The sequence below is a fragment of the Psittacicella melopsittaci genome, from assembly GCF_003585925.1.
Lineage (GTDB): Bacteria > Pseudomonadota > Gammaproteobacteria > Enterobacterales > Psittacicellaceae > Psittacicella > Psittacicella melopsittaci.
This window is the reverse complement of sequence record NZ_NRJH01000045.1, coordinates 26,997-45,045: the sequence shown is the minus strand read 5'-3', so window position 1 is coordinate 45,045 and position 18,049 is coordinate 26,997. Positions and strand designations below refer to the sequence as shown.

Sequence of the window (18,049 nt, the reverse complement as noted above, 5' to 3'; positions counted from 1 at the left end):
AAATGGGTCAAAAAGTAAGTCCTCATGGTATTCGCCTAGGTATTGTTAAACCATGGAGTTCAACCTGGTATGCGGATACAAAAAACTTCTCTAAAACTCTAGAAAACGATTTTAGAATTCGTGAGTTTTTAAACAAAGAATTAGCTAACGCTGCTGTATCACGTATTGTGATCGAGCGTCCAGTTAATGCTATTAAATTAAATATTCACTCAGCTCGCCCTGGTATTATTATCGGTAAAGGCGGTGAAGATATTGAGAAATTACGTAAACAAGTTTTAGCTCTTTCAGGTGCTAAAAACTGTCAAATCAATATCGTTGAAGTTAAACAAGCTGATTTAGATGCAAAATTAGTAGCTGAATCAATTGCACAACAATTAGAGCGTCGTGTGATGTTCCGTCGTGCGGCTAAACGTGCTATCCAAACTGCTATGAACCAAGGTGCTATCGGTATCAAAGTTCAAGTATCAGGTCGTTTAGGTGGTGCTGAAATCGCTCGTGCAGAATGGTTCCGTGAAGGTCGCGTTCCTTTACAAACTCTACGTGCTGATATCGACTACGCTACAGCTAGAGCTAACACAACTTACGGTGTGATTGGTGTTAAAGTTTGGATTTTCAAAGGTGAAGTTTTAGGTGGTTTTGAAGAAGTTCTTGCAAAAGAAACTGCTAAACCAGAACGTAAACAAGCACCAAGAAACAACAATAACAGACGTGCACCACGTAAAGGTCGTAAATAAGGAGAATTTGAATTATGTTACAACCTAAACGTACAAAATACCGTAAAATGCATAAAGGCCGTAACCGTGGTTTAGCTGCAGGTACAGAAGTAAGCTTTGGTTCATTCGGCTTAAAAGCAACTGGTCGTGGTCGCTTAACTGCTCGTCAAATCGAAGCAGCTCGTCGTGCTATGACTCGTGCTGTAAAACGTCAAGGTCAAATTTGGATCCGTGTGTTCCCAGACAAACCAATTACTGAAAAACCATTATCTGTTCGTATGGGTAAAGGTAAAGGTAACGTAGAGTACTGGGTAGCTTTAATCCAACCAGGTAAAGTATTATACGAAATCGGTGGGGTTTCAGAAGAATTAGCACGTGAAGCTTTTGGTAAAGCTCAATCTAAACTACCTTTCAAAACTACTTTTGTAACTAAAACGGTAATGTAAGCAAATGAGTGAAAAAGATTTAAATCAAGAACTAGTTGAGGCAAGAACAACTTTATTTGGTCTTCGTCAACAGTTAAAAACTAGACAACTAGAAAAAACTAACCTAGTTAAAAAAGCTCGCCGTGACGTTGCACGTTTATTAACTCAATTAAACAAGGCTGGTAAGTAATGACTAAACAAGTTCGTACTCTACAAGGTCGTGTTCTGAGTGACAAAATGGACAAAACTATCGTAGTTGCTGTTGAACGTCGTGTTAAACACCCTATCTACGGTAAATATGTTCGTAAAACAACTAAACTTCACGTTCACGATGAAGCAAACGCTGCTAAAGAAGGTGATTTAGTAGAGATCAAACAATCACGTCCTCTATCAAAAACTAAAGCTTTTGATTTAGTACGTGTTGTAGAAAAATCTCTTAACGTTTAATCACTCTTTAAACACGCAGTTAAAATATATTTAATTTAATAGTATTCGAAAGATAAACAACCCTAGATCACCGATCTAGGGTTTGTTTTATGGGCAAAAAAAAGGAAGTGGTGTAAAAACCACTTCTTTTTTATAGTTTAAAATCTAAAGCTTCAGTAATTTGTAGGGCTTGACGTTGTGCCCAGAGAAGCATTTGTTTAATTTTCTCTTCAGGAAGATTTAGTTGTGCCACTAGATCTTTAATAAATTTTACTTCTTGCGGATGAACTTGATTATCTAAGAATGGAACAATAAATAATGTAGTTATAAGAGCAAATTTATGCTCGGCAGAAGTAAACTCGCTAGTAACTAGGTTATACGGGTCTTCATTAAGAGTTATATCATTACTTAATAGCTCGTTAAGGAAAAGAAGGTACTTACCTTCATAGCTACTAACGTGACCATCAGCGATAGTTACTTCTTTTACTAAGGCTAAAAGAATTGCTTTTTGGCGAGGAGAGAGAAGAAAATATGCAATACTCATGTATTTATCCTTTAGTTATTTTTAGGATACTTGTAGTTAATGTAATGACCATAGTAGTTGGTCTCAATTAAGTTTTTAAAGATTACGAACATATTATACACATTTTTGTCTTTAATTTGTTCCCAATCAGTTAAATGAACATAAAAACCTGAAGTGAGTTCTGCACAAATTTGCTGATGATCAAAATCAGCAAAATCTAAAAAGCAGTAAATTGCTTCATTGTCATTATCAAATAAAGACTTTTGTGCCATAAATTCTTCTGGCTTAACAAAGCACTGAGCTGAAAAAGCATTGAAGAATTTTTGTAAACGAGAAACAAAGTTTTCTTTATCGTCGCTACCATTGGTGCCTAAGAAAACAAGAATAATATTTTTGTTATCTGGGTCGGCAACCTGGATTTGTTGACTTCCTTGTTCTCGGTTTAAATTTGCGTTGTCCACGATTTTTTCTACAGTTGGATTTATAGCCATATTATGACTTACCTGGTTCCAGATGCTCAAATCAAAAGGATGAGCATATAAACCGAGGTATTCTGGAATTATAAATTTTAACGGATTAAAATTACCTGTCGCTTGAACAAAGTATTCTAATGAAGTTAGTAATTGTTGGATTGCAGTATCTACGCGATCTTGATCGTTAAAAAAGTCTTCATTTACATGAAGGTAACCAAAAGTATTTTGTTTAAATTGTAAAAAAGCAAAAGGGATTTGCGTAATATTTATAAATAAGCAGTTTTGCTCGTTACCTTGAACTTCTGGTATTTGGGGACGAATAACTGGTTCTTTAAAGACAAATTTTACATCTTCAAAGCCAGCTGCTTCGGTAAGGAATTTATCAATACCACTTTCGATACTAGATCTAAGTTGTCCTTGCTCGGCAAGAATATACACATTAATAATTTTGTCGCCCTGCACTTGCTGGAGTTCTTGACTCATAGTTCGGTTAATTGCTTGTGGCGTGCTTACATCATTACCATCAAGGTGATGTTTAATCATTTGGGTAATGTGTAATAAGGACTCATTATCTTGGACAAAGTTCCAATCATCAAAGATTAAATAGAAACCTAGTTTAATGCTATCAGGAGTATCTTGATTATACTCTTGCGGGTCAAGAACATTTGTTAAAGCAAATTGCTGTAAGATATCGTAAATATACTGAGGGTTTTGTTGAGCGTAAGTACGAAAATCATTAAGATTTTTAAAGTGTAAGTTTTGTTTACCGTTAAAAACCTTGCTGAGTATATCGCGAGCTTGAGGATTATCTTCGCGACTAATGAAGACAAGTTTATGGGTCGGCATTTCTAATAATCCCTCATTTTTAATGGTATAGGCCTTTATATTTAGACGATCAAAAAGAGTTTTCTTTTTTTGAAAAGGCATAAGAGAACCTTAAATGTCTTTTAATATTTAACTTCTTTATTATAGCATTTATATTGCTAATTATTATAGGTTTGTCTTGCTGAGTATGTTATAATTTTAAGGTGTAAATTTTTGAGTTTGCAGATTGTCCTGAGCTACTCTACCTCGCAAACTACTCACTCAAAAGAATAAGGAATTACAATGTTTGATAATTTAACCAACCGGTTACAGCAGGCATTTAAAAGCCTAACTGGTAAAAGTACTTTAAGTGAAGATAATATTGCTGACGCTTTATCTGAAGTAAGACGTGCTTTAATTGAAGCTGACGTTGCTTTACCAGTAGTAAGATCTTTTCTTGATCAAGTAAAATCAGAAGCTATAGGTACGCAAGTAAATCCACGCTTAAACCCAGAACAAGCTTTTATTGATATTATCCATAAGAGCTTAATTAAAGCTATGGGTGAAAAAAATGAAGCTCTAGATTTACGTACGCAACCACCTGCTGTAGTTTTAATGGCTGGTCTACAAGGGGCTGGTAAAACTACCTCTGTAGCTAAATTAGCAAAATTCTTAAAACAGCAAAAGAAAAAAGTTTTAGTTGTATCTGCCGACGTTTATCGTCCAGCAGCTATTCAACAACTTGAAACTCTAGCACAAAGTGTTGAAGTTGATTTCTTCCCTTCAGAAGTAGGGCAAAATCCAGTAGAAATTGCAACTAATGCACTACAACAAGCTAAACGTGGCTATTATGATGTTTTAATTGTCGATACGGCTGGTCGTCTTCACGTTGACCAAACCATGATGGATGAAATTAAAGCAATTCACGCTGCGATTAAGCCAATTGAAACTCTATTTACCGTAGATGCTATGACAGGTCAGGATGCTGCTAATACAGCTAAAGCTTTTAATGAAGCTTTACCTTTAACAGGGGTTATCCTAACTAAATTAGATGGTGACGTACGTGGTGGTGCGGCTCTATCTATTCGTCAAATTACTGGTAAACCAATTAAATTCTTAGGGGTTGGGGAAAAAACTGACGCCCTAGAAGCTTTCCACCCAGATCGTATTGCTAACCGCATTCTTGACATGGGTGATATGTTAACTTATATTGATAAGTTACAAAATGAAGTTAGCGAAGAGCAACTTAAACGCACTAATAAAATCTTAAAAAACAAAAAAGAATTTGATTTAGAAGATTTCTTAGAGCAAACTGCGTTAATGGAAAAAATGGGTGGTTCTGATTCATTATTCTCTGCTCTTCCTGGTGGTAAGGCTTTACAAAGTCAATTAGCAGGTAAAATTGATAACGAAACTATTGCGAAGAAAACAAGAATTTCTCGTGCAATTATTCAATCAATGACGCCTGAAGAAAGACGTAATCCAAAAATCATTAAGCACTCACGTAAATTACGTATTGCTAAAGGTTGTGGACAACCTGTACAAGAAATTAACCAACTTTTAACTCAGTTTGAACAAATGAAAAAATTACAATCTATGTTCTCATCTGGAGCTTTAAGTGGGTTATTAAAAGCTATGGGTGGTGGCGGTCTTTCAGGTCTTGCTAATATGTTTGGTCGTGGTCGTAAGCCATTCTAAAAATGTTTTGGAACCCGCAATTTTGAGTTGTGGGTTCTTCTTTAGTTTAAAAGTTTATGTCAAATAGTGAAAATAAAGTAGACAGTATAGCTTTACTTTTAGATAAGCTAAATCAAGAAGTAGAAGCCCCAGCTAATGAGCCCGAAGTTAAGGTTGAAAAAAAGAAAAAATTCAAGCAACCTAAGCTAGATAAAAAGCTGTTAGAATTAGTTGCGGAGAAAAAAGCACAAAAAGCCCAAGAAAAAGCGCAACGCATGGCGCAAGGGGAAGTGGATAGAGATTTTAATAATTACTTTCTCCCTGTTAAGCTTCTGGCAAATTTACAACAGCATGGTTACAATCGTGCTACAGATATTCAAGCTAAGGCAATTCCTGTGATTGCCGAAGGGCATGATGTGCTAATTTCAGCTGAAACAGGTACAGGTAAAACCTTATCTTATTTAATTCCTGCAATTGAACGTTTATTTACCCTGCCACCAGGTGTGCAACAACATTGTCATGTTTTAATTGTTGCTCCAACACGTGATTTAGTAAGCCAAATTCATGCTTTAGCTCAGGAATTATTAGCTAATACTTACTATAAAGTAGCTTCGTTTATTGGCGATATTAATAATACCAGTGGCAAGCAAGATCGCGAGCAAGCTTTTACTATTTTTTCGCAACATCAACTGGTAATAACAACTCCAGGACGTTTAGTAAAACAACTTGAAACTAACGGCGATATAGATCTTACTGGCGTATCTTTATTAATTCTCGATGAAGCAGACCGTTTATTAGAAATGGGTGCTGGTGAAGATATTAACAAAATTGTTCAGCATTTACCTAAACGCGAAAACACTGTATTAGTTAGTGCAACTTTAGAGCAAAGAGTAGTAGATTTATTTAGTAGTATTGCCTTAAATAATCCGGTAACCATTCGCGGTTCGCATTCACGTGCAGAGAAAAATACCTTAACGCAATACTATTATCATGCTGATAATATCGAGCACAAAAAAGAACTCTTAGTAAATTTATTAAAGGACTTAGCTTTAACACGTACGATAGTATTTGTGCGTAAAGTAGATACAGTACAACCTTTAGCTAAATATATAATGAACCAGAGAATGGGCTTAAGAGCTACAGGTATTTCTGGGGAAATGACTAAAGAAGAAAGAGAAAGAGCTTTAGGTTTATTTAAAGCAGGAAAAATCAATGTACTAGTGACTACCGATCTTCTGGCTCGCGGTATAGATATTGAAGATGTAAAAGCTGTATTTAACTATGATCTGCCATATGACGGAGCAACCTTTATGCACCGTGTAGGACGTACAGGACGTTTTGGCAAAAAAGGTTTAGCGATTAGTTTAGTACAAGCTCATGATTATAAGCTTTTAGGTAAAGCTATGCGCTTTATGAAAGTGGTTATTCCTGCAAAAGTTTTTCCAGGTCTTGAACCTACTACCTCAGTTAGTCCTGATGCCTTAAAAGGGGAAAGAAAGGTAAAACAAAAAGATAACCAGAAAAAGAAAAAAGAACAAAAACCTAAGGTTAAAGTAAGAGCAAGAGATAAGAAAAATAAAGGTTATCCGAAAAAGTTTGCTGCATATAAAGAATAAGTAACTAAATATTTAAAAATCAAGCATTAATTTGTCCCTTAACGTTAGTTAAGAATAAATTTAATCGTTTATGCTTAAATTTTGTCCAAAGTATAGTATAATAAGCTAATATATGTTCAAAATTTAATGATTAATATTTAAGATAACACAGCAAATAAAGTAAAGTAGTTTTACTTCTATTGAATTATGCATGCACTCAAGACAGCGATTTCTTTTTTAATTTTCTTAGCTTTAGGAATAGCTAGTGCCTTCTGTGTGGTATATGTCTACAAAATGGTAAAAAACCAAGACGCAGAGCTTGCTAAAGTACCAAGACAAATAGTCAACTTACCTATATACCAAGAGCCTAAAATGGATAAAGTAACAACAGCTTTATCTGATGGCGATAATCTTGACGTTAATGCAATCTCATTTAGTGCAGCAGTAGCCAAAGTTTCTCCTTCAGTAGTGAATGTGTATGCACAATTACAGAACCGTAATGATGTAGTAAATATTTACGGTTCGGGAGTAATAATGACACAAGATGGTTACGTTTTAACAAACAACCATGTTGTTGCTGATGCCACTGATTTTGCCATTACCCTTGTTGATGGAACCGTATATAGAGCAAGACTTGTAGGTAGAGATACTCTCACAGATCTAGCCGTTCTTAAAATTGTGACTACAAACTATGCAACCTTATCGCCAATTAAAACTATTCGTACTACAGGCGTAAGAGTTGGTGAAGTTGTTGTAGCTTTAGGAAATCCATTAAATTTAGGTCAATCTGCAACTATGGGGATAGTTTCGGGCTTAGGACGAGCTACCGTAGATAAAGTAGGTTACCAAGATCTTATTCAAACTGACGTTGCCTTAAATGTAGGTAACTCTGGTGGAGCTTTAATAGACTCAAAGGGAAATCTCATTGGGATTAATACCCTAATTGTAAACCAAGCTTATGGTCAACAAGTTTCTGGTTTAGGATTTGCGGTACCTACGAGTGAAGCTTTACTAATAATGAATCAAATTATTCAAAAAGGTTATGCTGAACACCCTTATATAGGGGCTCAAACGACCTTAATGACCGATGTTAATAATAACAACTACTTAGTAATTAGTTACATAGATCCAGATGGTCCAGCTTACAAAGCGGGAGTGCGTCTAGGAGACCGAGTAGTTAGTTTAAATGGAACTTTTATTAATCAAGTTAACGACTTTTTCAATCGTATTAGTAGCTTACCTTTAGGTTCAACAGTAATTTTAAAAGTGAACCGTCAAGGCACAAGTTTACAATTTGAGATACCTTTAAGTTCTATTTCAGGTAGTACAAATTAACAGTTTAGGCTTACTATTGTTACAATAGTAAGCCTTTTATTTTAGCTAAAAATTATGATCAATAACAAAGTATGGCATGAAAGATACTCAGGGAAAAAATACTATGAAGATGACGGTAGTTTTTACATGCGTACCCCGTATGAAAGAGACCGTGCTCGCATAATTCATAATAGTAGCTTCCGGAGTTTACAACATAAAACGCAACTTTTTAATATTGAAGATTCAGATAAAACCCATACGCGTTTAACGCATACTTTAGAAGTAAGCCAAATTTCAAATGGCTTACTCAGAGTTATTAAAGCTAAGTATGATCCTGAATTTAGACGATATTATGATGCTGAATCTAGATTAGTAGAAAATGACTATCTTAATGCAGATCTTGAGTTAAGAAAACTTATTCAAGCCTATTTACCACCTGACGCTCTTATGGAGTCAATTTGTTTAACGCATGATATAGGACATGCTCCTTTTGGGCACTCAGGCGAATACGCTCTGTGTAGTCTAATGTATTACTCAGGTGGTTTTGAAGGTAATGCTCAAACTTTTAGAGTGCTTACGCGCTTGGCAAACTATTCTCGTGAGTATGGATTAGACTTAACTCGTCGTACTCTTTTAGGTGTAATTAAATATCCTTTTGTTTTTGAAGAGTTTCCAGAAAAGCTAACGCCCGAACAACTCAAGCAAAATGACAATATAAAAATTATCAAAGGAATTTACAAAGACGATCAAGATGTTTTTAACTGGGTTTTAGCCCCTTTAAGTGAAGCTGATAGTCAACGCTTTCAAGAATATGTAATTAAAGATAATCGTCCTGTTACACTGCATAAGAGCTTTGATTGTTCGATTATGGAACTTGCTGACGATATAGCCTATTCGGTACATGATCTTGAAGATGCCGTTAATATTTTGGAGGTAGAACGCGAAGATTGGGAAGAGTTTTTTGCCAACTATCATGATCCACAAGTAAGAGAGATTTTTGCTGAATTAGTAGAGAAAAAATATATCCCAGAAGATTATGTTGATCGTCTATTTAGTAAAGATATAATAGTGCGTCGCCAAATTTACTCTACGCTAATTGATATTTTAACTTCGCATGTAATGGTACGGAAAAAGAATATTTTTAGCGAACCTTTACTAGATTTAGAAGCTTACTTACCTGAAAAAATAAGTAAAGTGTGTAAGTTTTTAAAAGAGTTAGAATATAATATTCCGATTTTATCGCAAGATATACGTGGGGTGAATAATCGCGGAAAAAATATGCTGGCTAAATGTTTTACTAATATTCAAAGTAATCCTTATATTTTAGGGAGAAAGAAAAGCTTACAATATTTTGCTTTGGAGAGCCAAAAGCAACGCAATCGCTTTATTTGTGATTTTCTTGCCACCATGACTAATTTTGAATTAAGTGATTTTTACGCCAAATACATTTAAAAAAAACCGAGGTTTGTCCTCGGTTTTTTTTCTATTTTAATTTAAGTTTTTCTAAATAGGCGTTAACGGTATTAACAATAACTTTAGTATTGTTTTCAATTTCAAAATTAACGTAATCACCTACTTGACGTTTCTTAATCGTAGTTTTTTCGAGAGTCTCTGGGATTAAGTTAACCGTAAAGCCGCGTTCGGTTAGCGAGCTTACGGTTAGACTCATACCATCGATGCCAACAAAGCCTTTATTAAAAACAAACGGCTTAAATTCGTCAGGGAGGGCAAATTCAAGTTGGTAAATATTATCTTCTTGATAGAGCTTAACCACTTGAATTTTTTGGTCAATATGACCTGACATTATATGCCCACCTACTTCAGCTCCGAGTTTAAAACTACGTTCAATATTTAAACTATCACCTACTTTAAGTTGACCTAGATTAGTAAGCTCTAAAGTGGTACTAATTAAATCAAAACTTAAAAGAGCATAAGTATTTTGCTCCAGAGTAAAGTATTTTTGCTCAAGGTTTTCTAATTCTTGTTCGCTAATTAACTTACCTTGGTGGTAATACTCATATTTTACTACCGTTAGGCAACAACCATTATTAGCTACTGAGTCACCAATATTTATTCCTTGGCAGTAGCTAAGAGGAAGTTTAACGGTATAAGAGCGAGCATTAGGTTTATCAACAAGAGAGTAAATTTGCCCTACTTGTTGTACAATTCCGGTAAACATAAGTCTCCTTAGATTTTGCGAATTAACCAAGCTTGGTGGATTTTACTACCCTCAAAGTCTTTAGGCATAGTTTTTTGCGTTATATCTTGTGCCTGTAAGCCTAAGTCAGCTAAAGCTTGCGTATCAAGTTTAAAGCCACGCTTATTATTACAGAAAACCAATTGACCTTGAGATTTCAGCAAGTTAGCAATTTTTCCAATTAAGTCAATATGATCTCTTTGCACATCAAAAGTACCTTCCATACGTTTACTATTAGAAAACGTAGGTGGATCGCAGAAAATTAAATCATAAGCTTCACGTTCTTCATTAGTTTGGGCTGCATCTAACCAAGCTAAAACATCTGCTTGCACTATTTTATTAGTTTGAGGATTAACGTTATTAATTCTAAAGTTATGAGCAGACCAATTACAGTAGTTATTACTCATATCAACCGATTTAGTAAAAGCAGCCTGAGCTTTAACTACATGCACTGTAGCTGTAGAAGTATAACTAAATAAATTTAAAAAGCGTGTTTGTTTTGCTTTAACTAAACTGCGAAGGAAGTAACGTAACTCACGGTTATCAAGGAAAATACCTGTATCTATATAGTCAGTGAGGTTTACTTTAAATTTACAACCATATTCGTCAATATAGAACTCCAGACCTTCATGGGTAATGCGGTTATATTGTGCTTCACCTTTTTGTCTTTCTCTGAGCTTATCAATCACTAAAGGTTCATATGCTCCTTTAACTTGATCTTGGGCATATTTTTGTACCATCGCCAGAGCTTGCATACTGCGTTTTACCGATTTATGGAGCGGAATTTTTTTACTTGCGGCATACTCTTGCACAACATAGTATTTTTGTTCATTTTCAGTATTGGTATAAACGTCAACGGCAACATTATACTCAGGGATATCGGCATCATAAAGACGGAAGTTTTGCACTTGATTACGCGTTAAATAGCTTTTAATGCGAGCAGCATTTTTTGGCAAGCGGTTATATAAAGCTTGAGCTTGCTCGTCTAGGCTTACTTGTCCGAGATCTTGTTCAGTATTAGCACGAATTGAATAAACGCGATACTGACAATCAAGATTTGAGTTTTTAATTTGCCATTTGCGATTTGCACTTAGACCTATTACGTCTAAAAGTTTGGTTGAAGAAGAAATTACCCCACAAATCCAACCTGGGAACAGAGATTTTAAGGCAGCTCCAAGGGTAAAATAAGTGTTATAAAGAGCACGTTCATTTGCCAAACGCACCCCATAAGGTGGGTTTACAATAACTAAACCTGTAGAGCTATTTTCGGCTCTTTGCAGGTCTTTTATTTCAGTTTGACTAAACTCGATATATTGCTCAACGCCTACGCTTTGAGCGTTCATTTGTGCCACAATAAGTACTGGGCGATCACTATCTGAAGCGTATACTTTAAAGTCAGGAGCAGGAGTAATTTGTGAGTTTTTGGCTTGTTGACTTACTTTAAGCCAAGTTTGCACGTCATGCTCTTTCCAGTAGTCTAAATGATGTTGACAATGAAGACCTGGTGCTATATTTAAAGCAATTAAAGCCGCTTCGATAGCTAACACCCCAGAACCACACATAGGGTTATATACTGGACTTTGTTTATCCCAACCCGAACGTAAAATAAGGTTAGCAGCTAGAGTTTCACGCATAGGTGCAAAACCTGCTCGACTGCGGTAACGCTTATTCATGCTTCCGGTTAGATCTAAGGCAATTTGCAGTTGATTATTGTGCAAACGACAATCAAGGAGAACATCTGGTTCTTCGGTATTTACATCAGGACGCGGGAGGTTTTTATTTTGGAAATAATCAACTAGAGCATCCTTAACCCGTAAAGATGAGTATTTAGTATTTTTTAAGAACTCATTAGAGCCATTAAAATTTACTTTAAAATCAAAGCCTGGTAGAAGAGTATCTAACCAATTATGGGCATAAACTGCATTATATAAATCTAAGTCGTTTTCGACATAGGTAGTGTTTAGAACTAATAGAGTACGTGCAGCTATACGAGACCAAAGAATAAATTGGTAAGCTTGGTAGAGCTCTAAATGTGCACTAACTCCCCCTACTTTAATTTTAATTTGGTGCTTTTCACTTAGCAAAGCAAGTTCATCGGCACTACTAAAATCCCATTTTTGCGGAATAGGGTCTTCTTGAGGATTATTTAATTGGCTCGAGGCTACAAGCAGATGTAACAACTCGTTTTTAACCATCTCTTCAAAACCGATTTGACAGCTAATGAAAAAATGATGTGTCATAAAAATTGGTATCCTGTTGGTAAGAAAAGAACACCTAAGTCACAAATGACCTAGGTGTATAAAAGATTACATATCAGCTGAGGTTTCTAAAAATTGCATGTATTTGTCGTGCATTAAATCTATTGCATAGAGTAATACGCTTACATCTGCATCAGGACGGAAACCATTTTCAGATAAATAACGTCTAAATTGACGAGCCCCAGGGAAGCTATTAAAAGCCCCCATAATTGGACGAATTAAATGGTTTAAGCTTACACCACGCTCAAACTCTTCTTGCCAATAAGGACGCAGACTATCAACAGCTTCAAACATAGCTTGACCTGAAGCTAGTTGTTGGGCACGTTTAAAACGTGCAGCATCTGAGATATCCGATTTAGGGGCATGGACACGGGAAGCACGCGGATTTTGTAAGGTTTCAAAAGCATATTTGCGTTTTTCGCGAATAGCAATATCAAAACGCTTAGCTGCTTTACGATCAATTTGCCAAATTAAGTGTTCAATTTTCTCCAGTAAAGGATCGTAAGAATCCATTACATTAAAACCAGCAGCTAATGAGTGTTTGAGACGATTTTCAAAAGCTGTATGTGAGGTTTTATGGAAATCAACCTTATCAGGATTTAAAGTGAACTCTTGATCGAGAATAAATGAATTATCGAAAATTCGATTGTATTCACTAAATGCATTGTCAAAGTCATCGAAAAGGAGAGCATCTACTTCTAAGAGAACCGAAGGTTGGTTATAAGCTTGACGCCCAATCATTACTCCGTCAACATGAGCTAAATGTTCACGAGCTTGAAGCATATCAGTTATGCCTCCATTGATCGTAATATTTAACTGCGGATATTCAGCTTTTAAGTCATATACGCGTTGATAGTTTAATGGTGGCACCTCACGGTTTTCTTTTGGTGAAAGCCCTTCTAAATAAGCTTTACGAGCGTGAATAGTAAAATCTTTTACCCCAACTTCCATTTGCGGTAAAATAAAATCTTCAAGAAATTCAAAAGATTCTACATCATCTACCCCAATTCGTGTTTTTACTGAAACAGGGATATCACATTGTGAAGCAAAGGCTTCAATGCAGTTAGCAACTATTTCAGGATCTTGCATTAAGCAAGCTCCAAAGTTTCCTTCTGAAACGCGAGGCGAAGGACAACCTACATTAATGTTAACGCCAAAATAAGGATATTTATCTTTATTTTGTTGTAAAATTTTGCCTACTGCTTCATAGTCAGAAGGATCAGAACCGCCTAATTGCAGAATTACGTTACCTTCATGTTCAGGACGAAAATAAAGTTGATCTGACTTACTATGTAAAATTGCAGTAGTGGTCACCATTTCGGTGTATAACACTGCATGCTTGGAAAGAGTACGGTGGAAAACACGACAATGGCGCGTAGTCCAATCAAGCATAGGCGCTACAGAAAAGCGCTGACTATAATATTGATTTTTCCTATTAAGAGTCATTAAAACTCTCGATATCTTAGTTCAGTGCTAGTACTCTTTAAAAGAATAAAAGCAAAGAATTGTTGCAACTACATACATTAAACAAGGTTTAATGTACCCCAAAATATTCTTATATTTTATCAAAAAACGTGCTTATTTTAATGAAAAAGTTAAGAGGTAAATTAAGACGTTTCCGATTGATTTTTCTTTAGTTAGACTAAATCTTGCGTCTAAATTAGAAACAAGGTGAGCATAGGCTCCGTCAAGCTGTAAGAAAACTAACGCTTGGTCAGCAAGATAGCCATTATTAGCTAAGTCAGTTAAGACCTCGAGCTCGTGCTCTTGCATAAATGGTGGATCAACAAAAACTAGATCATAAGCGCTCGAAGCAGGTTTTTTAATTACTTCATAAGAGTTAGCAAGATTAATTTTAACCTCAGCTATAGCTCCATAGTTGCGTTCGAGAGTTGCAAGATTTAAGCTGCGGTAATTAAGAATTAAGCGATCATATACCGCTTTAGTATATTCATACATTTGTAAGCTTTGACAACCGCGGGAAAGAGCTTCAAAGCCTAAAGCTCCTGAACCTGCAAATAAGTCAAGCACTCTACGACCACGGATTTCAAATTGAATCCAGTTAAAGAATACATCTTTTACTCGCGAACCTATAGGACGTAAACCAGGACTAGTTATAACTTCTAGTTTTTTTCCTTTTAATGCCCCAGCTTGAATATTTATAAATCCTTTACTATTAGCATTTTGGTGGAGAGTTGATTTCTTTTTTACCATAATTATTTGCAAAAATTGTTTTAGTACAGCTTGTAAATTATACCGCAATTGAGAAAAATGAGAAAATAAATTAATTTTGTCAGCTAAAAATAGTCAATTTTTTTTAAATAAAAATCATTAACTTGAGGAAATATTTCGAAAAAGTTAGTTTTAAACTATTTACAAAAAAACTTATTCGGGATATAATAACCCTCGTTGAAGAAAACAAAACAATTTAATTAGAACGGAGGAATGGTCGAGTGGTTTAAGGCACCGGTCTTGAAAACCGGCGATGGTTTGTAGCCATCCGTGAGTTCGAATCTCACTTCCTCCGCCACTTGTTTTTCTTTAGCCAGATTTTATTTCGGAGGAATGGTCGAGTGGTTTAAGGCACCGGTCTTGAAAACCGGCGAAGGTTTGTAGCCTTCCGTGAGTTCGAATCTCACTTCCTCCGCCATTTTGTTTTATATCCTGTTTAATTTTATTATTAAATAGAGTTCTTGATCAAGCTTTGTTATCGTAAGGTAACAAAGCTTTTTTTTATTCCTCATATCCCTTGGCTATAACTTGCCAATCCTCATAGAAAAAATATCCCATATAAATTTGATTGGTGATATTTATTTGATCTAAGAGATTTCGAATATCTTCATTGCTATAATAAGCATTATAACCAAGGTGCAATTTAGCCTTACTAAGGTCTAAAACTGTCCAGCTTTGGCGTTGGGAATTATATACCCAACTATGCAAATTATTGCCTTGTCCTAAACTTATTCCCAGCGCATGTAAACTAGCAAGATTACTTCCTAAAGTTTGGTAAACTCGAGATTCAGGATGTTCTTGAGCAAACATAATTTGACTTAAACTAAAAGCATAGGATTTATTGTCGATTTTTGCATCTTTTTCTAGCTTTTGGTAAGATGAATTATACCAAGCGTAGGTTTTTAAACAGTAACCTTGCTCTTGATCATAATAAAGTTCTAAAGTCGGATCATTAACTTGCTCGGCTTTTATATTTACGGGAATATACTCTCCTGGCTCACAAGCTACTAAAGGTAAAAGACTAAAACAGCCTTGCTTTTTAATTAAATATACCAAGAGTAAACTCTTAACAACCCCAACATGTTCTTTCCACCAAGATAAATTATCTCCTTGCTCTTTTGCAAGACGCAAAAGCACTTGCTTTAGCTCTATAGCTTTGTTCGGTCTTAATCTAAATAGCTTTTTGAGCCAAGAAAAGCCTTTTGCTAATTTATAGCGTGAGGGTAAGTGCTGGTGGGCATTATAAGGATTATAAAAATCGGTGGCAAAGTTTTGTTGAATAGTGTTTAACGCACTAAATATTTGTTGCCAGTATTGATAGTTATCGACAATTACATAAATGTGAGGTATAGGGTAAGGATGCACATAATTACTTTTTTGCCACAAGGGGTGGTGCGAAAAACTTTTTTTAAGCTTTAGCTCGAGCTCGAGCAAATTTAATTGCGGAAGGAGATTAGCATCAGGCAAATCTACTTCAGGGGCAAGGAGCTCTTTAGCTATAGCATAAATATCCGAACGAATAAAATAACTCATATAATATGAAACCAACTAATTTAGATAAGATTGATGCTAATCGTATTCAAACTCTGGTGGAAAATTACAAGATTCCAGAAAAAGAGCATAAAATCGAACACCAAGCTCAAGTAAATGCTTTAGTAAATTATTATCGTGAACTCATTCCTAGTGTCAGAGCTTTTATTCGCAGAATAAATCAACCTGAGCAACTAGAAACGGTAAAAATTTCTGAAGGAGTGCAAAAGAGATTAAGATATGGGGTTTTATTAAATCCATTATCAACTTTTGCCAGTAACTTTGAAAGTGAAAAATCTGAGCAAAGCATGGCCCTGTTACGCTTGTATGTTGATCTAGATGAAGTTTATAGTTATCTTTACTCAACACGCGATTGGGCAAATGAACAAATTCATTTAGATAAATTTGTTTCGCGTCATGATTTAGAGCTCGTGGAATTAGTATTGCAACAAATGTACGATTACTTAAATACCGTACTACGAAATATGTATAGTATTTATACTTATGCCGTAGGCTTTTATTATGGTACAGATACAGACTCAGAAGTGCTTAATTATCGCATGTTGCAAAGTAAATCCCCTTATATTATAAGCTCTCCTTTGCTACGAGTGGCAAATATTAACTTTATGTACTTTTTTGTTATGGCAAGTCAGATTTTTTATCAGCCCAAATCATCATTTTTGCCTCAATCACTTTAAAAAGCTTCGAAAAAAAGACAGGTATAGTGCCTGTCTTTTTTTCTTATTTACTAATGCGATTGCGGAAAAGAGCAAAGAAATAATTCCATAATTCAGTATTAAGTGGATCTTCGCCCGCTTTAGTTTGAGCTAAAAGCTCAAGTACTTTTGCACGATCAAAACTAGGATCTTGACGCTCAAGGGAATCAAGGGCACGTTCTTGGAACTGAGGTTGTTGTAAACGATCTATAGTTACTCGAATTTGTTTATCAAGTTGCACATCTGATCCTGCAGCCACTTGCCCAGTAGGATCTGTCTCTTTTAGAAGAAGACTTAACTCTTCAAGGTCATATTTGCGCAGTTGTTTAGCAACAAAGTTGATTTGGCGACGTTTAGCTTCCATGTTTTTCATAACTTTAGCTTGTTTTATGGCATCTAAAGTCGCATTATCAAAACCAAGAGGAATGATTTTAGTAATATTGAGTTCTACTAATTGAGCGGCAATTTTACGATAATCTTTAGCATCACGTTTAATTTCAGATTTACTTACGTAAATGATTTCTTCGTCGGCTTGATTATCTCTTGCAATTTGATCCCAGTCAAAATCTTTTTTAAATCTTGCCATATTAGAATGAACTTGTATCTTGGAATAAGCCAACTTTTAAGTTTTTTGCTTCATAGATTACTTCACCATCGCAAAGAACTTCACCGTCAGCAATACCCATAATTAAACCACGTGCAATTACGCGTTTGAGGTTAATACGATATTGTACTTTTTTTGCTGTAGGTAAAATTTGACCTGTAAATTTAACTTCACCTACTCCTAAAGCACGACCTTTACCCTTGTGACCTAAGTGACCTAGGAAAAAGCCCACTAATTGCCACATGGCATCTAAACCAAGACAACCTGGCATTACTGGATCACCAATAAAGTGGCAGCCAAAGAACCATAAATCTGGCTTAATGTTTAATGTAGCTTCGATATAGCCACAGTTATGATTACCACCTTTTTCTTCAATAACGTCAATTGAATCGATCATTAACATATTTGGCGCTGGTAATTGTGGACCATCTTGCCAAAGTTTACCTTGTGAAGATTTAATAAGATCTTCATATGAATAAGACGTAGGTCGAGTCATAATGTCCTTTAGTTTGTTATTAGATTAGAATTACCTGCATATTATAGCAGAGAAGGTTATATTTGT

At 35.4% G+C, this 18,049-nt stretch carries 18 protein-coding genes and 2 tRNA genes; 11 read left to right on the top strand and 9 right to left on the bottom strand.

Going from position 1 to position 18,049, the window contains the following annotated elements:
• The first annotated feature begins 2 nt into the window (after positions 1–2).
• From rpsC to rpsQ, 4 genes are read left to right on the top strand one after another with little or no spacing between them, the layout of a single operon-like run.
• A complete protein-coding gene (rpsC, locus tag CJP74_RS05300; RefSeq protein WP_119497239.1) occupies positions 3–734 on the top strand; it encodes a 30S ribosomal protein S3 in 732 nt (243 codons plus the stop codon).
• A gap of 14 nt (positions 735–748) precedes the next feature.
• Positions 749–1,159 (top strand): 50S ribosomal protein L16, encoded by a 411-nt coding sequence (rplP, locus tag CJP74_RS05295; protein ID WP_119497238.1) that lies wholly within the window; start codon positions 749–751, stop codon positions 1,157–1,159.
• Positions 1,160–1,163: 4 nt separating this feature from the next.
• A complete protein-coding gene (gene rpmC / locus CJP74_RS05290; protein WP_119497237.1) occupies positions 1,164–1,328 on the top strand; it encodes a 50S ribosomal protein L29 in 165 nt (54 codons plus the stop codon).
• Complete coding sequence (gene rpsQ / locus CJP74_RS05285) at positions 1,328–1,585, top strand: 30S ribosomal protein S17 (protein WP_119497236.1); 258 nt, start codon at positions 1,328–1,330, stop codon at positions 1,583–1,585. The genes rpmC and rpsQ overlap by 1 nt, the downstream gene beginning before the upstream one ends.
• A gap of 130 nt (positions 1,586–1,715) precedes the next feature.
• Here rpsQ and CJP74_RS05280 read toward each other — a convergent pair whose 3' ends face one another.
• Together CJP74_RS05280 and CJP74_RS05275 are read right to left on the bottom strand one after the other, a co-directional pair.
• Positions 1,716–2,108, bottom strand: a complete 393-nt coding sequence (locus CJP74_RS05280) for a hypothetical protein (RefSeq protein WP_119497235.1) — start codon at positions 2,106–2,108, stop codon at positions 1,716–1,718.
• An 11-nt stretch (positions 2,109–2,119) separates the two neighbouring features.
• Positions 2,120–3,406 carry a hypothetical protein gene (locus CJP74_RS05275; RefSeq protein ID WP_147397055.1) on the bottom strand — a complete coding sequence of 429 codons (1,287 nt, stop codon included), beginning with the start codon at positions 3,404–3,406 and terminating at the stop codon, positions 2,120–2,122.
• 261 nt (positions 3,407–3,667) lie between these two features.
• On the opposite strand from CJP74_RS05275, the gene ffh reads away from it, so the two are divergent.
• The 4 genes from ffh to CJP74_RS05255 all read left to right on the top strand — a co-directional run bounded on the left by ffh (position 3,668) and on the right by CJP74_RS05255 (position 9,402).
• Positions 3,668–5,062, top strand: a complete 1,395-nt coding sequence (ffh, locus tag CJP74_RS05270; RefSeq protein WP_119497233.1) for a signal recognition particle protein — start codon at positions 3,668–3,670, stop codon at positions 5,060–5,062.
• Between the two features lie 56 nt (positions 5,063–5,118).
• Complete coding sequence (locus CJP74_RS05265; RefSeq protein WP_119497232.1) at positions 5,119–6,657, top strand: DEAD/DEAH box helicase; 1,539 nt, start codon at positions 5,119–5,121, stop codon at positions 6,655–6,657.
• A 186-nt stretch (positions 6,658–6,843) separates the two neighbouring features.
• Complete coding sequence (locus tag CJP74_RS05260) at positions 6,844–7,971, top strand: S1C family serine protease (RefSeq protein WP_119497231.1); 1,128 nt, start codon at positions 6,844–6,846, stop codon at positions 7,969–7,971.
• A gap of 54 nt (positions 7,972–8,025) precedes the next feature.
• Positions 8,026–9,402: an anti-phage deoxyguanosine triphosphatase gene (locus tag CJP74_RS05255; protein WP_119497230.1), complete on the top strand. Its 1,377-nt coding sequence runs from the start codon at positions 8,026–8,028 to the stop codon at positions 9,400–9,402.
• Positions 9,403–9,433: 31 nt separating this feature from the next.
• Here CJP74_RS05255 and CJP74_RS05250 read toward each other — a convergent pair whose 3' ends face one another.
• The 4 genes from CJP74_RS05250 to rsmD form a co-directional block, all read right to left on the bottom strand.
• Positions 9,434–10,129 (bottom strand): riboflavin synthase subunit alpha, encoded by a 696-nt coding sequence (locus CJP74_RS05250; protein ID WP_119497229.1) that lies wholly within the window; start codon positions 10,127–10,129, stop codon positions 9,434–9,436.
• Between the two features lie 8 nt (positions 10,130–10,137).
• Positions 10,138–12,387, bottom strand: coding sequence for a bifunctional 23S rRNA (guanine(2069)-N(7))-methyltransferase RlmK/23S rRNA (guanine(2445)-N(2))-methyltransferase RlmL (gene rlmKL, locus CJP74_RS05245; protein WP_119497228.1), 2,250 nt, complete (start codon positions 12,385–12,387; stop codon positions 10,138–10,140).
• A gap of 66 nt (positions 12,388–12,453) precedes the next feature.
• The gene (gene dusA, locus CJP74_RS05240; RefSeq protein ID WP_119497227.1) at positions 12,454–13,851 is read right to left on the bottom strand and encodes a tRNA dihydrouridine(20/20a) synthase DusA; all 1,398 of its coding nucleotides are present in this window, start codon (positions 13,849–13,851) and stop codon (positions 12,454–12,456) included.
• Between the two features lie 132 nt (positions 13,852–13,983).
• Positions 13,984–14,619: a 16S rRNA (guanine(966)-N(2))-methyltransferase RsmD gene (gene rsmD / locus CJP74_RS05235; protein WP_119497226.1), complete on the bottom strand. Its 636-nt coding sequence runs from the start codon at positions 14,617–14,619 to the stop codon at positions 13,984–13,986.
• 225 nt (positions 14,620–14,844) lie between these two features.
• Between rsmD and CJP74_RS05230 the strand changes: the two genes are divergently transcribed.
• Together CJP74_RS05230 and CJP74_RS05225 are read left to right on the top strand one after the other, a co-directional pair.
• Positions 14,845–14,935, top strand: a tRNA-Ser gene (locus CJP74_RS05230).
• Positions 14,936–14,964: 29 nt separating this feature from the next.
• A tRNA-Ser gene (locus tag CJP74_RS05225) sits at positions 14,965–15,055 on the top strand.
• An 83-nt stretch (positions 15,056–15,138) separates the two neighbouring features.
• On the opposite strand, the gene CJP74_RS05220 is transcribed toward CJP74_RS05225, so the two are convergent.
• Positions 15,139–16,170 (bottom strand): hypothetical protein, encoded by a 1,032-nt coding sequence (locus CJP74_RS05220; protein WP_119497225.1) that lies wholly within the window; start codon positions 16,168–16,170, stop codon positions 15,139–15,141.
• A 5-nt stretch (positions 16,171–16,175) separates the two neighbouring features.
• On the opposite strand from CJP74_RS05220, the gene CJP74_RS05215 reads away from it, so the two are divergent.
• Entirely contained in the window at positions 16,176–16,865 is a 690-nt protein-coding gene (locus CJP74_RS05215) for a hypothetical protein (protein ID WP_119497224.1), read from the top strand.
• Positions 16,866–16,908: 43 nt separating this feature from the next.
• Here CJP74_RS05215 and CJP74_RS05210 read toward each other — a convergent pair whose 3' ends face one another.
• Both CJP74_RS05210 and fabA read right to left on the bottom strand, forming a co-directional pair.
• The gene (locus tag CJP74_RS05210) at positions 16,909–17,469 is read right to left on the bottom strand and encodes a dual-action ribosomal maturation protein DarP (RefSeq protein WP_119497223.1); all 561 of its coding nucleotides are present in this window, start codon (positions 17,467–17,469) and stop codon (positions 16,909–16,911) included.
• A 1-nt stretch (position 17,470) separates the two neighbouring features.
• Positions 17,471–17,983 (bottom strand): bifunctional 3-hydroxydecanoyl-ACP dehydratase/trans-2-decenoyl-ACP isomerase, encoded by a 513-nt coding sequence (gene fabA, locus CJP74_RS05205; protein WP_119497222.1) that lies wholly within the window; start codon positions 17,981–17,983, stop codon positions 17,471–17,473.
• Between the last annotated feature and the right edge of the window lie 66 nt (positions 17,984–18,049).